Consider the following 22002-nt stretch of genomic DNA (forward strand, 5'->3'; position numbering starts at 1 on the left):
ATGTGGTCAATAATAGAACAAATTTTTCCTTACGCGATTATCTTTACAATTCCTCTTCTAATTACGGCACTAGGCGGACTTTTTAGTGAAAGAAGCGGTATTGTTAATATTGCCCTCGAAGGATTAATGGTCATTGGTGCCTTCTCTGGCGCTCTGTCCATCCATTACCTGAGCGGCGTATTGGACAACCACACATTGGTACTCTGGCTTGGATTGCTGGCTGCTGTACTTGCTGGTATACTTTTCTCCATCTTGCATGCGTTTGCGAGCATTAATCTGAACGCAAACCAAATCATCAGTGGTACGGCAATCAATATGATTGCCACTGCCCTGACCGTGTTCCTAGCACGCAATATCACTGGAAGTGGAAATATAAGGATCTCAAGCGGTTTCTCACCATCAAATGTTCCTTTTCTATCTGATATCCCAGTGATTGGAGATTTATTTTTCACTAAAACATATCCTACAACATGGTTTGTATTAGCTATTCTTTTCGTAAGTTCATTCGTTTTATATAAAACAAGATTTGGACTTCGTTTAAGATCTTGTGGTGAATTCCCGCAGGCTGCTGAAGCAGCAGGAATCAATGTCAGGAAAGTCCGTTACAGCGGGGTACTGATCTCTGGAGCTTTCGCTGGATTGGGCGGAGCCTTGATTATTGTCACGCAGTCAGGTGAATTCACAGGGACTGTTGCAGGTCTGGGCTTCCTTGCACTGGCTTCCTTGATTTTCGGTCAGTGGAAACCGCTAGGCGTGCTGGCAGCGACATTATTCTTTGGATTTGCCAGTACGATTGCAAACGTCTCTCAAGTAATTCCTGAGTTGGCTGTTATTCCACCGATCTTGTTAAAGATTTTCCCATATGTAGTGACGCTAATCGCACTTGTTATATTCTCCAAGTCATCACAAGCACCAAAGGCTGTTGGAGAAACATTTGACAGTGGCAAACGTTAATATTGTATACTGCAAAAAGAGGTACCTCGAATGGGTGCCTCTTTTAATATTATGACTAGGTTAATGGCGAAAATAGTGTTAAAGCACTGTTGATTGTAGTGGAAGGCGCGTAGACTCCTGCGGGATGAGAAAGTCATGGGGAGACCCCGCAGGCGCATAAAGCGCCGAGGAGGCTCCCCGACTGCCCGCGGAAAGCGAAGCGCCTGGAACGAAAATCAACATTTGAAATAAATAAACACACAGTAATATTTTTTTTAGTATGAAAATATTAATCATAGTATTTTCATAAGAATTTGAACATTCTTTTTAGAATAAATCTTCCATATGTGTTAATATAAAGGAAAAGTTTGCTAAAAATAATATCGTCAAGAGGGCATGCATATGAAACTATCATTATATATGGATGATCGTGAAACAGAAAAAATCTTTTCTTATTTACGCTGGATATTCTTGTTGGTAGGGATTATGGTATTTTATTTCCCCCCTCTGGCGGACAGGCTTAATTTCACTAAAGAAACCTTTCCCTTATTGTTGGCGATAGGATTTGTCTACATGGCCGTGACTCAGGTTGCTTTGATTAAAATGTCGGCGGGAAACGAGTATTTCAATTTGCTTACGAAAGCCGGAATCGTATTTGATTATATTGCGCTGATGTGGCTTCTTGCCTTGACGAACGGAGTCTTGTCGCCGCTTTTTCCGATTGCTTATTTGGTTGTCATGCATGCGACCATCTACTGGAGGACGAAAGGGGCAATTATATCCTCGATTTCGTTGACAGCAGGATACTCAACTATTTTTGCTGTACAGGCTCAATTCGATTTTAATACAACGTTTGTCTTTATTTTAAATCTCGTTTTCATTTGGATCATCGGTGTGTTTGGGTCGTTAATCGTCATTCGTGAAAGGAAACATTTGAAACAGAAGGAAATTTTTCATGAATTGATGTTCACTGATTACTTAACAGGCTTATACAATCATCGACATTTCCAGGAACAACTAAGGATTATGACAAGCGCACGGCAAAATTTCTTGCTTGTCATGGGAGATATCGATCACTTTAAGCAAATCAACGACCAGTTTGGCCATTTGACTGGAGATGAAATCTTAAAAAATTTAGGTGTGATTTTTCGGGATCTGGCTGATGATTACGATGCACAGGCCTTCCGTTATGGTGGAGAAGAGTTTGCCTTTCTATTGCCGGACACAGAGGAAAACAGGCAGATTTGCTTTTTTGATGACTTGTATGGAAGGTTATCATCTGAGAAGTTTAGTGAAGAATGCATTAGTGTCACAATGAGCTTTGGGATTGCTGCTTCAAAAGCTGGAGTTTTGCCGGATAAACTTCTTGGATACACAGACCAGCTTTTGTACAGGGCAAAAGCAAACGGAAAAAATCAGGTGAAATTTGAATCAGGATATACATATTATTATTCGAAAGCTAAAGAAGAAATAGCTGCTTCAAAGCAATAAAAGCTTCCCAATTGGGAAGCTTTTGCCGTATTGGCTGCCAATTCCTTGAATTAGTCTGAATGTCAAAGGTATAGTTAGAGTATATTTATTGGAATATTAAATATAGACTTCACAACGTATACATAACAGAGAATGATGTTTTATTTTCATCAATGATGTGAAGAAGAATGATTGTAAGCAAGTCCTGGTGTTATAAATAAAGGAGGATTTCAATGGCTGTCATTTCAGAAAGTATCAAGGATATGAAAGGCTACAAGCTCCATATTGTTAAAACCGAAAAATTCAAGACGAATACAATTGTTTGGAAGATGAAGGCACCGCTTACCAGTGAGGATGTAACAAAAAGAGCACTGCTCCCTTACGTACTGCAAAGCAGCTCTAAGGCTTACCCTTCCACTTCAAAGTTTCGTTCCTACCTTGATGAGCTATACGGAGCAAATTTATATGTTGATGTTTCGAAAAAGGGAGAATATCAGGTCATTAGTTTTTCATTGGAAATCGCCAATGAAAAATTTTTAAGCGACCGTGACCCTTTACTGAAAAAAGGAATGCAATTGATGGCGGAAATTTTGGTGAATCCGCTTGCAGACAATGAAGCTTTTGACAAAGAAACTGTCGAAAAGGAAAAACGAACGTTAAAGCAGCGAATCCAGGCTGTCTATGATGATAAAATGAGATACTCCAATTTCAGGCTCGTCCAGGAAATGTGCAAGGATGAACCGTATGCGCTCCATGTCAATGGCGAGATTGATGACATTCCGCAAATCGACGAGAAGAATCTCTATGAATACTATAATAAAGTCTTTGCAGAAGATGAGCTTGACTTGTTCATTATCGGAGATGTTGATGAGACAGAAGTCCAGTCGATTGCCGAAGAACTCCTGCAATTTAACCAGCGTACACCGAAACTCGTTGAGCCTGCTAAAGATGCCCATGTTGAAGAGAAAACTGTCAAGGATCAGGAGGATGTCAAACAAGGGAAGCTGAATATAGGCTACAGAACAAATGTACTTTATGGTGATAACGATTATTATGCTCTCCAGGTTTTCAACGGAATTTTTGGAGGCTTTTCACATTCCAAGCTTTTCTTGAATGTCCGGGAGAAAAATAGCCTTGCCTATTATGTCGCAAGCCGACTTGAAAGCCATAAAGGTTTGATGATGGTTATGTCAGGCATTGAATTTGAAAATTTCGAACTGGCTGTAAAAATAATTCGTGAACAAATGGAAGCAATGCAAGCAGGCGATTTTACTGACCAGGAAATCGAACAAACAAAGGCAGTGATTGAAAACCAAATGCTGGAAACAATGGATACAGCAAGAGGGATGGTAGAGGTCCTGTATCATAATGTTGTATCACGACAAAGTGTCAGCCTCGATGACTGGCTTCAGGGCATGAGTAAAACCACAAAAGAAGAAATCGTTGATGTAGCCAAAAAGGTTCAGCTTGATACGGTCTACTTCTTAACTGGATTGGAGGCGGACAAATAATGGAGAAAATCACTTTTGAACAGCTTCAGGAAGAAATGTACTACGAAAAGCTGAATAATGGGCTTGATGTCTACATCCTTCCGAAAAAAGGCTTCAATAAAACATATGCTACTTTTACAACTAAATACGGGTCGATCGATAATCACTTCCTTCCGCCGGGAAAGGATGATTATGTGAAGGTGCCCGATGGCATCGCTCATTTCCTTGAGCATAAATTGTTTGAAAAGGAAGATGGGGACGTCTTCCAGCAGTTCAGCAAACAGGGTGCGTCTGCGAACGCATTCACCTCCTTCACGAGGACAGCTTATTTGTTCTCAAGTACATCCAATGTAGAGAAAAACCTGGAGACGTTGATTGACTTTGTTCAGGAACCATATTTTACAGAGAAGACAGTTGAAAAAGAAAAGGGAATCATCGGGCAAGAGATCACGATGTATGATGACAACCCTGATTGGAGATTGTACTTTGGCCTGATCCAGAATATGTATAAGAACCATCCGGTGAGCATTGATATCGCAGGTACGATTGAATCGATTTCCCATATTACAAAAGATATGCTCTATGAATGCTATGAAACCTTTTACCATCCAAGCAATATGTTATTGTTCGTAGTTGGTCAAGTTAACCCTGATGAAATTATGGGCTTGATCAAAGAGAGCCAGGGGAAGAAGGAATACAAAAACCAGCCAGAAATCAAGCGGGTATTTGATGAGGAACAGGCAGGGGTTGCTGAAAAGAAACAGGTTCTGAAAATGAATGTCCAGACGTCCAAGTGCCTTGTTGGCATCAAGGCGGCCGACCCAACTGAATCAGGCAAGGAGATGCTGAAAAAAGAGCTGTCAATCAATGTGATGCTTGATATTCTTTTTGGAAAAAGTTCTGAAAACTACACCGAGTTATATGGTTCAGGTTTAATCGATGATACGTTCTCATACGATTATACCGAGGAGCAAGGCTTTGGTTTTGCAATGGTTGGCGGTGATACAAATGAGCCTGATGTCCTTGCCAGCAAGTTAGAAGCCATGCTGTTGGATGCAAAGGCAGGCCGAGGATTGACAGATGACAACCTCGAAAGAACAAAAAAGAAAAAAATAGGAGCTTTCCTCAGGGCGGTCAATTCACCTGAGTATATTGCAAACCAGTTCACACGCTATGCATTCAATGATATGGATCTGTTTGATGTTGTGCCGGTACTTGAAAGCCTTACACTGGAGGACATTAAGCAGGCTGCCAGCAAGCTGATTGCCGAAGAACGGTTCACGGTTTGTCAGGTAGTTCCAAAGGATAAGAAATAACACACCATTTCAATAAGATGTGCGCCGGTCCTAACCGGCGCATTATTTAATGGGTATTTGGAGAGGAAGAATATGAAGAAATTCGCACTCGTAACAGGAGCAAGTGGAGCGATTGGCAAGGCGATTTCCATGAGGCTTGCATCAGAAGGTTATTCGCTTTACCTGCACTTTAACCAGAATGAAAAAGGGATAAAAGAACTTGTGGACCAGATTGAACACCTTGGCGGTGAGTATTTACCAATCAAGGCAAATCTGGCATCAAAATCAGGATACTTGGAATTAGCTGCAAACATCTTTTCGCTTGATGCAATTGTACATAATGCGGGTAATGCCTTATACGGCCTTGTTGAGGACTTAGAGGAAAATGATGTAGAGGAACTTATACAGATTCACGTTACATCCCCGCTGATGCTGACAAAAGAGCTTATTCCAAAGTTAAGGGCCAAGGGGAGCGGAAGTATCGTCATCGTGTCATCGATATGGGGACAGACAGGTGCATCCTATGAAGTAGCTTACTCGACTGTGAAGGGCGCGCAAATAGCCTTCGCCAAAGCTCTGAGCAAAGAGCTGGCAAGCTCCAATATCAGGGTGAATGCCATAGCTCCAGGTGCCATTCAAACCCCGATGGTTGAAGGGTTCACCCATGCGGAGATCAAGGGCATTATCGAGGATATTCCATCAGGACGTTTGGGTTCAGCGGAAGAAGTAGCAAGTAGTGTTGAATTCCTATTATCTGAAAAATCCTCCTATATAACTGGACAGGTCCTTGCAGTGAATGGTGGCTGGCTAACGTGACGAACAGGTGACAATTTTTCAAAACATGTACTGTAATGAATAATAATTGTCGTACGTATGCAAAATAACCTTGTACTATTTTAGACAAGGAGGTTGTCAATATGTCCGTATTGGATAATTGGAATCAGTGGAAGGATTTCTTGGGAGACCGCCTTCATCAGGCGGAGGAGCAAGGAATGAACAAAGAAGTAGTGGGTGACCTTGCATACCAAATTGGGGACTATCTTGCAAAGAATGTAGACCCTAAAAATGAGCAGGAAAGAGTCCTCACTGATCTTTGGTCAGTTGCAAGCCCAGACGAACAGCATGCGATTGCGACAATGATGGTTAAACTTGTACAGAACAACGGCACTAAATAATATGTTAGATTTGAGAGGGGACTTCCAGAATCCTCTCTTTTTTTATTGTCCCTTCCTTGAAATAGAAGCATATACACGGCTTTTTTTTACTTTTAACTTCTGGCTTGTTTTTCCTTTCATCTTCCTTGAAAATCATATAATATAGTAGCTAGATATTTGATGTCAAAATGTGTCGCAATCAAGTGACCTTATAGCAGAGGAGGAGAACGATGGAAAAGAAAGAATGGTACTTGGAATATGAAATAGTGATTAACCGTCCAGGACTGCTAGGTGATATATCCTCTTTGCTTGGTATGCTGTCAATCAACATTGTTACGATCAATGGAGTCGATGAAGGTAGACGTGGTCTGTTGATCCTTGCGAAAGATGATGACCAAATTGAGCGTTTAGAGTCAATTTTGAATACAATGGATACAATAAGGGTAATTAAAATCCGTGAACCCAAGCTTCGTGACCGAATGGCGGTCAGACACGGCAGGTATATACAGCGTGACGCAGATGATAAAAAAACATTCCGGTTTGTAAGGGATGAGCTTGGACTACTCGTCGATTTTATGGCAGAATTGTTTAAGCAGGAGGGGCACAAGCTGATTGGGATCCGCGGGATGCCGCGAGTTGGCAAGACAGAATCGGTTGTGGCTTCAAGCGTTTGTGCAAATAAGCGCTGGTTGTTTGTTTCTTCAACATTATTGAAACAGACAATCCGGAATCAATTGATTGAAGATGAATATAACGCAGAAAACCTATTTATCATTGACGGAATCGTTTCCACAAGGAGGGCAAATGAAAAGCACTGGCAGCTTGTCAGGGAAATTATGCGCCTGCCTGCGGTGAAGGTTGTGGAACATCCGGATATTTTTGTCCAAAACACAGAATATACAATGGATGATTTTGATTATATTATTGAACTTCGCAATAATCCTGATGAAGAAATCGTTTATGACATGGTTCAGAAGAATCACATGTTTACCGATTCTGATTTTGGAGGATTTGATTTTTAACAGTATTGGAAGGTGTTATCGTGACTGAGTTAGGAAATATTTTAAAGGAAGCACGTGAAGCTAGAGGCCTCAGCCTGGACGAACTGCAGTCCATCACGAAAATACAGAAGCGCTACCTTCTTGGTATTGAAGAGGGCAATTATTCAATGATGCCAGGAAAGTTTTATGTCCGTGCATTCATCAAGCAATATGCTGAAGCTGTCGGGCTTGATCCAGAACAGCTGTTTGAGCAGCACAAAAATGAAATTCCATCTACATACAACGAAGAGCTGCCTGACCAGCTTTCCCGTGTCCAGTCGAGGAAAAGCATCTCTCCGGAGACTTCGAAAGTCTTAGACTTCTTACCGAAAATACTAATTGCCATATTCATGATTGGTGCCATTGCCCTGGTTTGGTATTTGATCGTCAAGTATGCCGGAGATGACGCTGACCAGCCTGCAAATACCGATAAAGGCCAGCCGATAGTCGAAGAGACTGAAAAGTTTGCAGATGATAGCGAGGACGAGGGTACAGGCGAGGAAGAAGATGTTGCTGAAGAGGAACCAGTTGAAGAGGAAGCCGAGCCTGAAACACCTGCGCAGGAGCTTACCGTCGCCTCGAATACCGGCAGCAATACGGTATATGAACTAAAGGGTGCCGATGCGTTTGTCATTAAAATTGTATCGCTTGGACAGACTTGGGTTGGTCTATCGAATGGTTCTAAATCCATCTTTCAAGAAACCCTTGTTAAAGGAAAGAATGAAAGCAGGACGGAAGATTTATCCAATGAGACTAAAGCAGTCATCAATATCGGACGAGCACCAGATACCGAAATCTATGTCAATGACCAAAAACTCGAATACGCAGTGCCGCCTGAACAAGACATGACCCAGGTGATTACGATTAATTTTGTGAAATAGGTTCCCAGCGGAAAGCGAAGCGACTGGAACGGAAATCAACAGACTTGTTTTTTCTAGTTAAATGGATGATTTGCCAAAATGCCCGTATGGACTTTTGTTTATACGGGCTAAAATTATACTAGGCATATTTAATGATGATTTATACATATTGGATATAATGAAAGAAGTCAAATTAATGGCTTTGTAATTTTTCATCTGGAGGAAAAGGATATGAACTTGCCAAATAAAATTACGGTTTCACGAATTTTGTTGATTCCGTTATTCATGATTATTATGATTGTCCCATTTTCATGGGGGGAGATTTCCCTTCTTGGTACCACCATGCCGGTGACACATTTTGTTGGAGCGCTAATTTATATATTTGCGTCTGTGACAGACTGGGTTGACGGCTATCTGGCACGAAAGCATAATTTAGTTACCAATCTTGGGAAATTTCTTGACCCCCTCGCGGATAAACTGCTTGTCTCTTCTGCATTGATTGTGTTGGTTGAACTAGGGTATGCCCCTGCATGGATTGTCATCATAATTATCAGCCGCGAGTTTGCTGTCACAGGACTTCGTTTACTGCTCGCAGGCGGTGGTGAGGTTGTTGCAGCAAAAATGCCTGGCAAAATCAAAATGTGGGCACAAACAGTGGCAATTTCCGCGTTGTTGTTGCACAATATCATTTTTGAAGCATTCTCAATCCCGTTTGCAGATATTGCATTATGGGTGGCGATGATCTTTACAATTTGGTCTGGATGGGATTACTTCGCTAAAAATATGCAAGTGTTCCGTAATTCCAAATAATTGATTTTGTCAGGGGGACAAGATATGAATGCCGAAATCATTGCTGTGGGATCTGAATTGCTCCTTGGGCAAATCGTCAATACAAACGCCAGATTCCTTTCCAGGCAGCTTGCCGACCTGGGAATCAATGTCTTCTACCATACGGTCGTGGGGGATAATCCTGATCGATTGAAGAACGCGATGGGAATTGCACGGGAACGCGCAGACCTGATTATCTTCACTGGCGGTTTAGGTCCAACTAAAGATGACCTGACAAAAGATACAATTGCTGGGCAGCTTGGAAAACAGCTTGTTCTTGATGAAGAAGCGATGAGGTCCATCGAATTGTATTTCGAAAAAACGAACAGGGTAATGACTGAAAATAACAGGAAGCAAGCTCTCGTGATTGAGGGATCAACCGTCCTGAAAAATGAACATGGCATGGCACCTGGAATGTTCCTGGCAACAGCAGACAACAAGTTCATGCTTCTGCCAGGACCACCATCCGAGATGGAGCCAATGTTCTTGAAATATGGCCAGCCGGCTATAGAAAGCATGACCGGAAATCAGGCTAAAATTGAATCGAGAGTCCTGCGGTTTTTTGGGATAGGCGAGGCAGCCCTTGAATCGGAAATAGAAGAATTAATTGACAAGCAGAGCAACCCAACCATCGCCCCTTTGGCTGGTGACGGGGAAGTTACACTGAGGCTTACGGCCAGGGATGATTCCAAAGACACAGCACAAGCATTGATTGATAGAGTGGAAGCAGAAATCATGGACAGAGTCGGTGAGTATTTTTATGGTTACGATGAAACTTCGTTAATGATCGAGCTTTCGAAACTATTGAAAAACAAAAACTTGACGGTATCAGCGGCTGAAAGCTTGTCAGGCGGAATGTTCCAGCAGGAATTGACTTCAGTCTCCGGTGCAAGCAGCCTTTTCAAAGGCGGCTTAGTTTGTTACTCGAATGAAGCCAAAATAGGACTTGTTAAGGTTAACCCGGAAACAATTGAGAAGTATGGGGCTGTCAGCGCTGAATGTGCGGAAGAGCTAGCAATGAATGCTGCAGCGCTTACCAACTCTGACATCGGCATCAGTTTTACCGGAGTAGCTGGTCCCGATAGCCTGGAAGGTCATCCTCCAGGGACTGTATTTATCGGGCTACACGTAAAAGGCCAACCAGTCCATTCAGAAAAACTTAACCTGAGTGGCTCCCGCACCGCGATCAGGAAAAGGGCTGTAAAGTTTGGCTGTCAGATTATAATTAATAGATTATCAGGAACACGGAAGCAATAGTTTCCGTGTTTTATTTTTTGCTTAATCCGGTTCTTAAATAGAAAGTTTTCTTGCGAAAATCCTGTTTTAAAGGGTATAGTCTGTTTGAAAACTAGTGAAACATTCACGTGAAATTCAATTTTCTCAATTTCCCTTGTTCTAAAAAAAACGAATAAATGTTCGATTTTTTAATAGACAAACACCCAGGAAAAAGGTATAGTAATAGTAGGCTTTAAATAAGAGATTTGCGGCCAAGCAGTATGCTGGTTCGTTTTTATATAATAAGGAGGAATTTGAGTGAGTGATCGTCAAGCTGCCTTAGATATGGCGTTAAAACAGATTGAAAAGCAATTTGGTAAAGGCTCAGTTATGAAATTAGGAGAGAAGACAGACACAAAGATTTCTACTTCTCCAAGCGGATCCCTTGCACTGGATGTCGCACTGGGAATAGGCGGATACCCTCGCGGACGTGTTGTTGAAATCTACGGACCTGAAAGTTCAGGTAAGACAACTGTTGCGCTTCATGCGATTGCAGAAGTACAGGCTAATGGCGGTCAGGCGGCATTCATTGATGCTGAACATGCTCTGGATCCTGTATATGCACAGAAGCTTGGTGTAAATATCGATGAACTTCTTCTTTCACAGCCGGACACAGGAGAACAGGCTTTGGAAATCGCAGAAGCACTTGTGCGAAGTGGAGCAATTGACATTATTGTTGTTGACTCCGTTGCAGCTCTTGTTCCTAAGGCTGAAATCGAAGGTGAGATGGGTGATGCCCACGTTGGTCTTCAGGCTCGTTTAATGTCCCAGGCATTGCGTAAGCTTTCTGGTGCAATCAACAAGTCAAAGACTATTGCAATCTTCATTAACCAGATTCGTGAAAAAGTCGGTGTTATGTTCGGTAACCCTGAAACAACACCAGGCGGCCGTGCATTGAAGTTCTATTCAAGCGTGCGTCTTGAAGTGCGCCGTGCAGAAACATTGAAGCAGGGTAACGACATGGTTGGTAACAAAACAAGGATTAAAGTTGTTAAGAACAAGGTAGCTCCTCCGTTCCGTACAGCAGAAGTGGACATCATGTATGGTGAAGGGATTTCCCAAGAGGGAGAAATCATCGACATGGGTTCAGACCTTGATATCGTCGATAAGAGCGGTTCATGGTATTCCTATAATGGTGAGCGTCTTGGACAGGGAAGGGAAAATGCGAAGCTTTTCCTTAAAGAGAATCCGTCCATTCGTCTTGAAGTCAAACAGAAGATCCGTAATCACTATGGTCTTGATGGCGAGATCACTGTAACTGAAACTGATGAAGATCAGGAAGAACTCAAATTGGATTAATAGATTATCTATGTTTATGATCAAGGTCTCCTGAAAGCTAGGAGACCTTGTTTGTGTTTTTGCTTACAGTGAAGTACCTGGAACGAAAATCTTCCGGCGCAGCACAAAAATAACAATTGATTGAATAATTAATCAAACCAATAGAACCGTTATGGGACAAACCCTTGACAATAAAATTTGACAGCTTTACAATTAAAAATGTATATTTTACATTTTCATGGTATTAAAAACGTTTAAAAGCATTTGAGCTGTATATTGATGCTTGTAACAATGTACATGCCGACACTTTAAAAAACGTAACACAAGTTCATAGCAAGAGGAGGTGAAAATGATGGATCTAATTATTTCAATCATCTCCATTTTGCTTGGCCTATTCGTCGGTGCAGTTGTTGGCTATTTTTATCGTAAATCCGTTGCGGAAGCAAAAATTGCAGGTGCCAAAAACGCCGCAGAACAAATTGTTGAAGATGCGAAGCGTGAAGCAGAGGCTATGAAAAAAGAATCCCTGCTGGAGGCTAAGGATGAAAATCACAAACTGCGTTCAGAAGCAGAGCGTGAAATTCGTGAACGAAGAAATGAACTGCAAAAACAAGAAAATCGTTTATTGCAAAAAGAGGAGAATCTTGATCGTAAAGATGAGTCGTTGAACAAACGTGAGAATCTTTTAGAGAAAAAAGATGACGCTCTTTCCAAAAGACAACAGCATATTGAAGAGATGGAAAGCAAAGTGGACGAGATGGTACGAAATCAGCAGACTGAACTAGAACGCATCTCGGGCTTAACGCGTGATGAGGCTAAATCCATCATTTTGGAGCGAACTGAGCAAGAACTTGCTCACGACATTGCACTAATGATTAAGGAAAACGAAAACAGGGCGAAAGAAGAATCCGATAAGAAAGCGAAAGAAGTACTTTCACTGGCCATTCAAAGATGTGCAGCAGATCATGTTGCTGAAACGACTGTATCAGTTGTAAATCTTCCGAATGATGAAATGAAAGGGCGTATTATCGGACGTGAGGGACGGAATATCCGCACCCTGGAAACGTTGACGGGAATTGATCTCATTATTGATGACACTCCGGAAGCCGTTATCCTTTCTGGATTTGACCCAATCAGACGTGAAACAGCCCGTCTAGCTCTAGACAAGCTTGTCCAGGATGGACGTATTCATCCGGCTCGAATTGAGGAAATGGTTGAGAAAGCGCGCCGTGAAGTAGATGAACACATTCGTGAGGTTGGGGAACAGACAACCTTCGAAGTGGGAGTGCACGGACTGCATCCAGATCTTATTAAAATTCTTGGCCGCTTGAAATATCGTACAAGTTACGGACAGAATGTACTTAAGCATTCAATGGAAGTAGCCCAATTGTCCGGATTGCTTGCCGCTGAGTTAGGTGAAGATGAGACATTAGCTCGACGCGCAGGACTCCTGCATGACATCGGAAAGGCGATTGACCATGAGGTAGAAGGAAGCCACGTTGAAATTGGCGTAGAGCTAGCTACCAAGTACAAGGAACATCCTGTTGTTATCAACAGTATTGCTTCCCACCATGGTGATACTGAGCCAACTTCGATCATTGCAGTACTTGTTGCTGCTGCTGATGCATTGTCAGCTGCAAGGCCTGGTGCCCGCAGCGAAGCTCTTGAAAACTATATCCGCCGTCTCGAAAGGCTGGAAGAGATTTCTGAATCCTATGAAGGAGTCGAAAAATCATTCGCAATTCAGGCGGGTAGAGAAATCAGGATCATGGTTAAGCCTGATCAAATCGATGACTTGCAGGCACACCGCCTCGCACGTGATATCCGTAAGAAAATCGAGGAAGAGCTCGATTATCCTGGACATATCAAAGTTACAGTCATCCGTGAGACACGGGCAGTTGAATATGCAAAATAAAGCGGTGCTTCGGCACCGCTTTTTATATTGGTCCGGTAAGTTCTGTTCCGATGGTTTTCCTCTAATCTCGATATTATGGTACAATTTTAATAATGGTTGTTTTACATGTGTTAAAGGTTCGGGGCTTTAATTTCAAGGCGGCCCATAAGATCTGGATCTTAATACGATAGTGTTTAAGAAGAGTACATTTTAATATCTTAATTTATAGACAGGAAAGTGAATGCAATGAGAATTTTATTCGTAGGGGATGTTGTAGGTTCCCCGGGCAGGGATATGGTTACGGAATACCTGCCAAAGTTAAAGGGGAAATTTCGTCCGACTGTCACGATCATAAATGGTGAGAATGCAGCGAGTGGTAAAGGGATTACCGAAAAGATTTATCGTCAGTTTCTTGAGCAGGGTGCTCAGGCGGTAACTCTAGGAAACCATGCATGGGATAATCGTGACATTTTTGAATTCATCGATAATGCTAAATACCTGGTCAGGCCCGCGAATTTTCCAGAAGAAGTCCCTGGAACTGGGATTGTCTATTTAAAGATTAACCAGGAAGAGCTGGCAATAATCAACTTGCAAGGCCGTACTTTCTTGACGCCAATTGATTGCCCATTTAAAAAAGCAGATGAATTGATTGAAGAAGCAAGAAAGCGCACATCCCTCATTTTTGTAGATTTCCATGCAGAGGCAACTAGCGAAAAGCAGGCTATGGGCTGGTATCTTGATGGAAGAGTTTCCGCTGTAGTAGGAACACATACTCATGTACAGACAGCAGATGAGAGAATTTTGCCATCTGGAACAGCTTTTTTGACCGACGTTGGCATGACTGGGCCGTATGATGGAATATTGGGAGTGGAAAAAGAAGCGGTGCTTAGAAGGTTCATGACGAGTCTCCCAACCCGATTCGAAGTGGCTAAGGATGGAAGGAATCAGCTATCTGCAGTATTGATAGATTTGGATAAGAAGACCGGTAAAGCAGTGAAAATCCAGAAGATCCTTGTTAATGAAGACCATCCTTTTTATGACTAGAATATATGGATAACCTTTTTTAGGCTGCAGGTGAACTCATTTGAGTTTTTCTGCAGTCTATTTATTTGCACGGGATTAGTTATGGGAGGCGTTTTCAGTTTGAGTTGGCAATAACAGGGGGCAGCGGGAGTAAAGGTACCCTTATGAAAAGGAAGAAGAGCGCATAAGGGTGCTTTTCCCGCTGAAAGGTACCCTTATGAAAAGGAAGAAGAGCGCATAAGGGTGCTTTTCCCGCTGAAAGGTACCCTTATGAAGAGGAAGAAGAATGCATAAGGGTACTATTCCTGCTGAAAGGCACCCTTATGAAGAGGAAGAAAAGCGCATAAGGGCACTATTCTTGCTGAAAGGTACCCTTATGACGCATCAGAAGCCCACATAAGGGTACCATTCCAGTCCCATTGAAGGCAGCTTGAAAAAGAGACAAATCTATGCAAGAGGGAAGTACTAGACAAAAGGGTTCTTTCCTCAAAAAAACAATTCACTCTAACAAACAGGATCATTATCATCAATTGCAATCCTTTTTTCTAATGAAGGTCATATGTGGGCCTCCTCCTGAATATAGTAGCAGTGGAACAGACTAAACTGGATGTCCAGCTAAGACGTCCAGGACGGGATAAAATAAGGAGGAGCCAGGAATGGATATATTAAAAGTTTCAGCAAAATCTAATCCTAATTCTGTAGCTGGTGCGCTTGCTGGAGTACTGCGCGAAAGAGGGGGCGCAGAAATTCAGGCTATCGGGGCGGGTGCATTGAATCAGGCCGTTAAGGCAGTAGCGATCGCAAGAGGGTTCGTAGCACCTAGCGGAGTCGATTTAATTTGCATCCCGGCATTTACTGATATCCTGATTGATGGCGAGGAACGTACAGCCATTAAACTGATTGTTGAACCCAGATGAAAGCGTAATCGAGCTTATAGATAGCTTGCCATTCTAAAGAATCTTTAAAGATTACATTCAGCCTGTTTGCTTATGCAAGCAGGTTTATTTTATTGAATAGAGTATTATGAATGTAAAGAGGAGGTATTTTCGTGAAAATCTATGACGCTCATTGTGATGTTCTATTTAAATTATTCATGAACCCAACGCTTGATTTTGCCAAATCCCCTGAATTGCAAGTCAATCTTGAACGGCTGAAGGCATCGTCTACCAAAATCCAATTATTCGCCATCTATGTACCTGAATCAGTTCACCCTGATCTGAAATTTGAAGCAGCACTGCGAATGGCGGATTTATTTTATGAAAAAGTCTTAAGGCCTCATCCTCAAATTAGGCTGATTAAGGACAAGTTGGACATTGACCTGCTAGCCGATGATGAAATTGGTGCAGTGCTGACCCTGGAAGGTTGTGATGCGATTGGGCAGGATTTATTGAAATTACGCACTTTGTTGAGGTTGGGAGTACGGTCTGTGGGATTAACATGGAACTTTGGGAATTATGTGGCTGATGGTGCCCTGGAGGAACGAGGAGCGGGTCTTTCAAGGTTTGGACGTCAGGTTGTCCAGCTTCTGAATGAAACCAGTACAATCTGCGATGTTTCACATTTATCTGAACAGGGCTTCTGGGATGTAATGGAAGCAGCTGACCGGGTATTCGCATCCCACTCAAACTGTTATTCACTTTGCCACCATCCGCGCAACCTTAAGGATAATCAGATCAAAGCGCTGATTGACCGAGATTCAGTCATTGGTGTTACCTTTGTGCCAGAATTCTTATCAGGTAAAAAGGATTCTGCTTCAATAGATGATGTCATCCGCCACCTTGATCACATTTGTTCTCTTGGGGGAGAAAATCATGTGGGATTTGGATCAGACTTTGATGGAATTGAATTCTCTGTAAAAAGTCTCAAAGGTAACGAACAATATGAAAACCTTTGGAACGAATTGCAAAAATATTATTCTGATATACAAGTGAGTAAGTTCCTATATGGGAATATGGCTACCAGATTATCTGTGCAAAGGTCGTAAATTCCCTGGAGACAGAGAATTTCTGCATAGTAATCGAAGGGTTGCAGTGTAAGAAACTTATAATATTTTAATAAATAAAAAAATATTCATATTTTCGTCAATAATTATTCTGAAAGGGTTGCTTTTTTTTACACATAGGTCTAGAATTGTAAGCGTTTAGTACCATCCATTTGCTAGATTTCAGCAATAAATGCGAGATATAAACCGCTTATTTCTAGTGAATTACTTGGAAAAGTGCTACACTTAATAACGAAGCGTTTTTACATATTTTTTTACGTATCTAAAGGGGTGTAAGAGATGATCAATCAACTTTCATGGAAAGTTGGCGGACAGCAGGGAGAAGGAATTGAATCTACCGGGGAAATTTTCTCTATTGCGTTGAACCGTCTAGGCTACTACTTGTATGGCTACCGTCACTTTTCATCACGTATCAAGGGCGGACACACAAATAACAAGATTCGAGTAAGCACTACTGAGGTTCGATCTATTTCTGACGATTTAGATATTCTTGTAGCTTTCGATCAGGAAACAATCGATGTAAACTACAAAGAATTGCATGAGAACGGCGTAATTATTGCTGATGCGAAGTTTGACCCGAAAAAGCCTGAGGATACTCAAGCTGCGATGTATGCGGTTCCATTTACGGAAATGGCTACTGAATTGGGAACATCTCTTATGAAAAACATGGTTGCCATCGGTGCAACTAGTGCAGTTCTAGACTTGGATATCCAAGTTTTTGAAGAAGTCGTCCAGGAGATTTTCGGACGCAAAGGACAACAAGTTGTCGATAAAAATATGGAAGCCATCAAAGCTGGCTACGAATATACGAAAGAACAATTAGGCGGCACTGAGACAATGCAGCTTGAAAAGGCTGATGGCCAGAAACGCCTGTTCATGATTGGCAATGATGCAATCGCTCTTGGAGCAGTAGCAGCAGGATGCCGCTTCATGGCTGCATATCCAATCACACCTGCTTCTGAAATCATGGAATATCTGATCAAGAAACTACCTGCTCTTGGCGGAACAGTTATCCAGACTGAAGATGAAATCGCTGCTGTGACTATGACAATCGGCGCTAACTATGGCGGCGTACGTGCCATTACAGCTTCTGCTGGACCAGGTCTTTCATTGAAGATGGAAGCAATCGGTCTTTCAGGTATCACTGAAACACCGCTTGTCATTGTTGATACACAGCGTGGCGGCCCATCAACAGGACTTCCTACAAAACAGGAACAGTCAGATTTAATGGCGATGATTTATGGAACTCACGGTGAGATTCCTAAAATCGTCTTTGCTCCAAGTACTGTTCAGGAAGCATTCTACGATGCAGCGGAAGCATTCAACCTTGCTGAGGAATATCAGTGTCCTGTCATTATGCTGACTGACCTGCAATTATCTTTAGGAAAGCAGACAGTTGAACCGCTTGAGTTTGATAAAGTGGAAATCCGCCGCGGTAAATTGGCTACAGAAGCTCTTCCTGAAATTGATAATAAAGGCTACTTCAAGCGTTATGAAGTGACTGAAGATGGTGTTTCACCACGTGTTATCCCAGGAATGAAGAACGGTATCCACCATGTTACTGGTGTTGAGCATGATGAAACTGGAAAACCTTCGGAATCTGCTGCTAACCGTATTGCGCAAATGGATAAGCGTATGCGTAAAATCAGTAATCTGAAGTTCAATACGCCAATCCACAAGAATGCTCCGCATGAGGAAGCTGATCTGTTGATCGTAGGTTTCAACTCTACAAGAGGTGCAATTGAAGAGGCAATGGGAAGACTTGAGAAGGATGGCCTGAAAGTAAACCACGCACATGTGCGCCTGGTACATCCATTCCCGGCTGATGAGATGATGCAGCTTGTAAAATCTGCAAAGAAAGTTGCAGTTATTGAAAACAATGCGACAGGACAGCTGGCAAACATCATGAAGATGAATGTCGGAAGTCATGAGAAGATCCATAAGGTCCTAAAGTATGACGGAAATCCATTCTTGCCGCAGGAAGTCCACACAAAATGCAAGGAGTTGTTCTAGGATGGCGACTTTTAAAGAATTTCGCAATAATGTAAAACCAAACTGGTGCCCTGGCTGTGGCGACTTCTCTGTACAGGCAGCCATGCAGCGTGCTGCTGCCAATGTCGGTTTAGAACCTGAGAACCTGGCTGTAATCTCTGGTATCGGCTGTTCAGGCCGAATCTCCGGATATATCAACTCATATGGTTTCCACGGAATCCATGGCCGTGCGCTTCCTATTGCGCAGGGAGTTAAGATGGCTAACCGTGATCTAACTGTTATCGCTTCTGGTGGTGACGGAGACGGCTTCGCGATCGGTATGGGACATACAGTCCATGCGATCCGCCGTAACATCAATATCACATACATTGTCATGGACAACCAGATTTACGGTCTGACAAAGGGACAAACTTCCCCTCGTTCGGCTGCTGGATTCAAGACAAAATCAACTCCTGCAGGTTCCATCGAGCAGGCCATTTCCCCAATGGAATTGGCTTTGACAGCTGGCGCTACTTTCGTGGCACAAAGCTTCTCAACAGACCTGAAAGACTTGACTGCGCTGATCGAGGCTGGAATCAAGCATGAAGGTTTCTCTTTAATCAACGTATTCAGCCCTTGTGTAACTTACAACAAGGTAAACACTTACGACTGGTTCAAGGAAAACTTGACAAAGCTTGGCGACATTGAAGGATATGATCCATCAAACCGTGAAGCAGCAATGCAGACATTGATGCAGCACAACGGTCTTGTTACTGGATTAATTTATCAAAATACAGAGCGTAAATCTTATCAGGAGCTAGTCAGCGGTTATTCTGAAACTCCGCTATCTCAAGCTGACCTGAAGCTAGATCAAGCTCACTTTGATAAGCTAGTTGCTGAATTCATGTAATATAAATCCGGAAATCAAACCGGAATGAAATAAAACCCCAATCGACCAAGATTGGGGTTTTGTTACTTTTAAAACAATTGCTAGAATTAGTGACAAGCATCACTACAAAATAATAATGTGTTAGGTAATATAATTTATTAAGTCGGCTTTTTTTACCAAGAAAGCTGTATTTCCAGTGCCTGCTATTGTGTTCATTGATTGAAGAGTTTATACTATTATAATGTGTATATTTTATATTTTCAGGGTGAAATATAGCCCTTTTAAAAGTAGAAAGCAGAACTGTTTGTGAAGCTAGCACTGGCTCCAGGCTCGATCAATCTGCCTGCTCGCTTTCTAATGAAAGGAGATCTAAAATGAACGAAAATCAACGCTTGGAAGGACAGCAAGTACAAACTGAAAATTCTTCGGACAAAAAATCCAGCAAGGATTACAGCAAGTACTTTGAAACAGTATATACAGCTCCTTCCCTGAAGGATGCAAAAAAACGCGGCAAGGAAGAAGTCCAGTATCATAAAGACTTCGACATCCCTGAAGAATTCATTGGTATGGGACAGGGGCGCAAATTCTACATCCGCACTTTTGGCTGCCAGATGAATGAGCACGACACAGAAGTCATGGCAGGTATTTTCCTTGGTCTTGGCTATGAACCTACTGACAGTGTCGAGGACGCGAATGTCATCCTCTTGAATACATGCGCGATCAGGGAAAATGCTGAGAACAAGGTGTTCGGTGAACTTGGACATTTGAAGCATCTTAAAAGGGAAAAGCCAGATCTTCTATTGGGAGTTTGCGGCTGCATGTCCCAGGAAGAATCCGTCGTTAACAAAATTCTAAAAACGTATAACCAGGTTGATATGATTTTTGGTACGCATAATATTCATCGCCTGCCACATATTCTCCAGGAAGCATACATGTCCAAAGAAATGGTTGTAGAAGTTTGGTCTAAGGAAGGGGACGTAATTGAAAACCTTCCGAAGGTGCGTAAAGGCAATATTAAGGCATGGGTGAACATTATGTATGGCTGTGATAAATTCTGCACATACTGCATCGTTCCTTATACACGAGGCAAAGAACGCAGCCGCCGTCCTGAGGATATCATCCAGGAAGTCCGTCAGCTTGCTGCACAAGGCTATCAGGAAATTACCCTTCTTGGTCAGAATGTAAACGCCTATGGAAAAGACTTGGCAGATATGAAATATGGTCTTGGTGACTTGATGGATGAAATCCGTAAAATCGATATTCCGCGCATTCGTTTTACAACCAGCCACCCGCGTGACTTTGATGATCACTTGATTGAAGTGCTGGCAAAGGGCGGTAACCTTATGGACCACATCCATCTTCCAGTACAATCAGGTTCTACTGATATATTGAAAATAATGGCTCGGAAGTACACTCGGGAACAATATCTCGAACTCGTCCACAAGATCAAAGCAGCAATTCCTAATGTTACATTGACTACCGATATTATCGTAGGATATCCGAATGAAACGGATGAGCAGTTCGAGGAAACAATGTCTCTTGTTCGTGAGGTTGGCTATGAGTCAGCTTATACGTTCATATACTCTCCAAGGGAGGGAACTCCTGCTGCAAAAATGCAGGATAATGTCCCAATGGAAGTGAAAAAGGAGCGCCTGCAACGGCTGAACGCACTTGTGAATGAGCAATCCGCACAGTCTATGAAGAAATATCAGGATCAGATTGTTGAGGTCCTGGTTGAAGGCGAAAGCAAAAACAATCCAGATGTTATTGCAGGTTATACAAGCAAGTTGAAACTTGTCAATTTTGTTGGACCTAAAACGGCAATCGGCAAAATCGTCAAGGTAAGGATTACTGATGCAAAAACATGGTCTTTAAACGGGGAAATGGTAGAAGAAATCGAACCAGTTGAGGTGAACTAAGTTGGCAAAATATAATAAAGATGACATTATCCAGCGTTCAAGAGAAATCGCAAGAATGATTGCAGAAACAGAAGAAGTTGACTTCTTCAAGCGTGCAGAAGCACAAATCCATGAGAATGAAAAAGTGAAAACACTTATTTCTTCTATTAAAGGTCTTCAAAAACAGGCTGTTAACTTCCAACACTATGGAAAAACAGAAGCATTGAAGAAGACTGAAGCAAAAATTGCTTCTCTAGAACAACAACTTGATGAAATCCCGGTGGTCCAGGAATTCAAGCAGTCGCAAATCGATGTAAATGAATTGCTTCAGCTAGTGGCCACAACAATTTCAAATACGGTTACAGATGAAGTAGTAGCATCAACTGGTGGAGATATACTTCGCGGTGAAACAGGAGCAGCTCTGAAAAACGAAGCAAGCTGCCATACACACAACCATTAATTATCGATCAGTAAATGGTACCTGAATATTCAGGTGCCATTTTTTATTTATAGCAGACCATCAAATTCCGAATTTTGATTAGCCTTCGCAAGTACCTCCCCCGTGCGTGTCACTTTAATGCAATCTAAATCCCCACCAACTTTCATCAATCGGGAACATTCAGGGCATATGGGCATACAATGAACTATGCCTAAGTTTTTACCAGCGGTTCTAAAATTAATCGCACACTAGTCTAATATCAC

19 protein-coding genes are annotated in these 22002 nt (G+C 42.2%); all 19 read left to right on the top strand.

Translation table 11 applies throughout. The features are described from left to right. The 19 genes from AC0VX7_RS09185 to AC0VX7_RS09275 all read left to right on the top strand — a co-directional run bounded on the left by AC0VX7_RS09185 (position 1) and on the right by AC0VX7_RS09275 (position 21760). The gene (locus tag AC0VX7_RS09185) at positions 1-954 is read left to right on the top strand and encodes an ABC transporter permease (RefSeq protein ID WP_475427558.1); all 954 of its coding nucleotides are present in this window, start codon (positions 1-3) and stop codon (positions 952-954) included. Between the two features lie 381 nt (positions 955-1335). After that, positions 1336-2424 carry a GGDEF domain-containing protein gene (locus tag AC0VX7_RS09190; protein WP_475427559.1) on the top strand — a complete coding sequence of 363 codons (1089 nt, stop codon included), beginning with the start codon at positions 1336-1338 and terminating at the stop codon, positions 2422-2424. A gap of 212 nt (positions 2425-2636) precedes the next feature. After that, positions 2637-3914 (top strand): EF-P 5-aminopentanol modification-associated protein YfmF, encoded by a 1278-nt coding sequence (gene yfmF / locus AC0VX7_RS09195; protein WP_475427560.1) that lies wholly within the window; start codon positions 2637-2639, stop codon positions 3912-3914. Beyond that, positions 3914-5209, top strand: coding sequence for an EF-P 5-aminopentanol modification-associated protein YfmH (gene yfmH, locus AC0VX7_RS09200; RefSeq protein ID WP_475427561.1), 1296 nt, complete (start codon positions 3914-3916; stop codon positions 5207-5209). The genes yfmF and yfmH overlap by 1 nt, the downstream gene beginning before the upstream one ends. 72 nt (positions 5210-5281) lie before the next feature. Beyond that, on the top strand, positions 5282-6004 hold the full coding sequence (gene ymfI / locus AC0VX7_RS09205; protein ID WP_475427562.1) for an elongation factor P 5-aminopentanone reductase: 723 nt from the start codon (positions 5282-5284) through the stop codon (positions 6002-6004). Positions 6005-6105: 101 nt separating this feature from the next. Further along, positions 6106-6363, top strand: coding sequence for a DUF3243 family protein (locus AC0VX7_RS09210; protein ID WP_475427563.1), 258 nt, complete (start codon positions 6106-6108; stop codon positions 6361-6363). A 209-nt stretch (positions 6364-6572) separates the two neighbouring features. Then, positions 6573-7364 carry a DUF3388 domain-containing protein gene (locus AC0VX7_RS09215; protein WP_041966667.1) on the top strand — a complete coding sequence of 264 codons (792 nt, stop codon included), beginning with the start codon at positions 6573-6575 and terminating at the stop codon, positions 7362-7364. A gap of 20 nt (positions 7365-7384) precedes the next feature. Then, entirely contained in the window at positions 7385-8263 is an 879-nt protein-coding gene (locus tag AC0VX7_RS09220; protein ID WP_475427564.1) for a helix-turn-helix domain-containing protein, read from the top strand. A gap of 210 nt (positions 8264-8473) precedes the next feature. Continuing rightward, positions 8474-9052 carry a CDP-diacylglycerol--glycerol-3-phosphate 3-phosphatidyltransferase gene (gene pgsA / locus AC0VX7_RS09225; RefSeq protein ID WP_041966666.1) on the top strand — a complete coding sequence of 193 codons (579 nt, stop codon included), beginning with the start codon at positions 8474-8476 and terminating at the stop codon, positions 9050-9052. A 24-nt stretch (positions 9053-9076) separates the two neighbouring features. Further along, positions 9077-10327: a competence/damage-inducible protein A gene (locus tag AC0VX7_RS09230; protein ID WP_475427565.1), complete on the top strand. Its 1251-nt coding sequence runs from the start codon at positions 9077-9079 to the stop codon at positions 10325-10327. Between the two features lie 276 nt (positions 10328-10603). Next, entirely contained in the window at positions 10604-11644 is a 1041-nt protein-coding gene (gene recA / locus AC0VX7_RS09235; protein WP_215031472.1) for a recombinase RecA, read from the top strand. Between the two features lie 331 nt (positions 11645-11975). Next, on the top strand, positions 11976-13538 hold the full coding sequence (gene rny / locus AC0VX7_RS09240; protein WP_475428115.1) for a ribonuclease Y: 1563 nt from the start codon (positions 11976-11978) through the stop codon (positions 13536-13538). A gap of 225 nt (positions 13539-13763) precedes the next feature. Beyond that, entirely contained in the window at positions 13764-14561 is a 798-nt protein-coding gene (locus AC0VX7_RS09245) for a TIGR00282 family metallophosphoesterase (protein WP_475427566.1), read from the top strand. A gap of 635 nt (positions 14562-15196) precedes the next feature. Continuing rightward, positions 15197-15457, top strand: a complete 261-nt coding sequence (gene spoVS, locus AC0VX7_RS09250; protein ID WP_079508506.1) for a stage V sporulation protein SpoVS — start codon at positions 15197-15199, stop codon at positions 15455-15457. 131 nt (positions 15458-15588) lie between these two features. After that, positions 15589-16524, top strand: a complete 936-nt coding sequence (locus tag AC0VX7_RS09255; RefSeq protein WP_475427567.1) for a dipeptidase — start codon at positions 15589-15591, stop codon at positions 16522-16524. Positions 16525-16821: 297 nt separating this feature from the next. Next, positions 16822-18555, top strand: coding sequence for a 2-oxoacid:acceptor oxidoreductase subunit alpha (locus tag AC0VX7_RS09260; RefSeq protein ID WP_475427568.1), 1734 nt, complete (start codon positions 16822-16824; stop codon positions 18553-18555). 1 nt (position 18556) lies between these two features. Continuing rightward, positions 18557-19423, top strand: a complete 867-nt coding sequence (locus tag AC0VX7_RS09265) for a 2-oxoacid:ferredoxin oxidoreductase subunit beta (RefSeq protein WP_215031462.1) — start codon at positions 18557-18559, stop codon at positions 19421-19423. A 353-nt stretch (positions 19424-19776) separates the two neighbouring features. Next, positions 19777-21321 carry a tRNA (N6-isopentenyl adenosine(37)-C2)-methylthiotransferase MiaB gene (miaB, locus tag AC0VX7_RS09270; RefSeq protein ID WP_475427569.1) on the top strand — a complete coding sequence of 515 codons (1545 nt, stop codon included), beginning with the start codon at positions 19777-19779 and terminating at the stop codon, positions 21319-21321. Position 21322: 1 nt separating this feature from the next. Continuing rightward, positions 21323-21760 carry a YlbF/YmcA family competence regulator gene (locus AC0VX7_RS09275; RefSeq protein ID WP_102262259.1) on the top strand — a complete coding sequence of 146 codons (438 nt, stop codon included), beginning with the start codon at positions 21323-21325 and terminating at the stop codon, positions 21758-21760. Positions 21761-22002: the final 242 nt, after the last annotated feature.

This window comes from Mesobacillus sp. QJM3NY_10, from assembly GCF_056173465.1.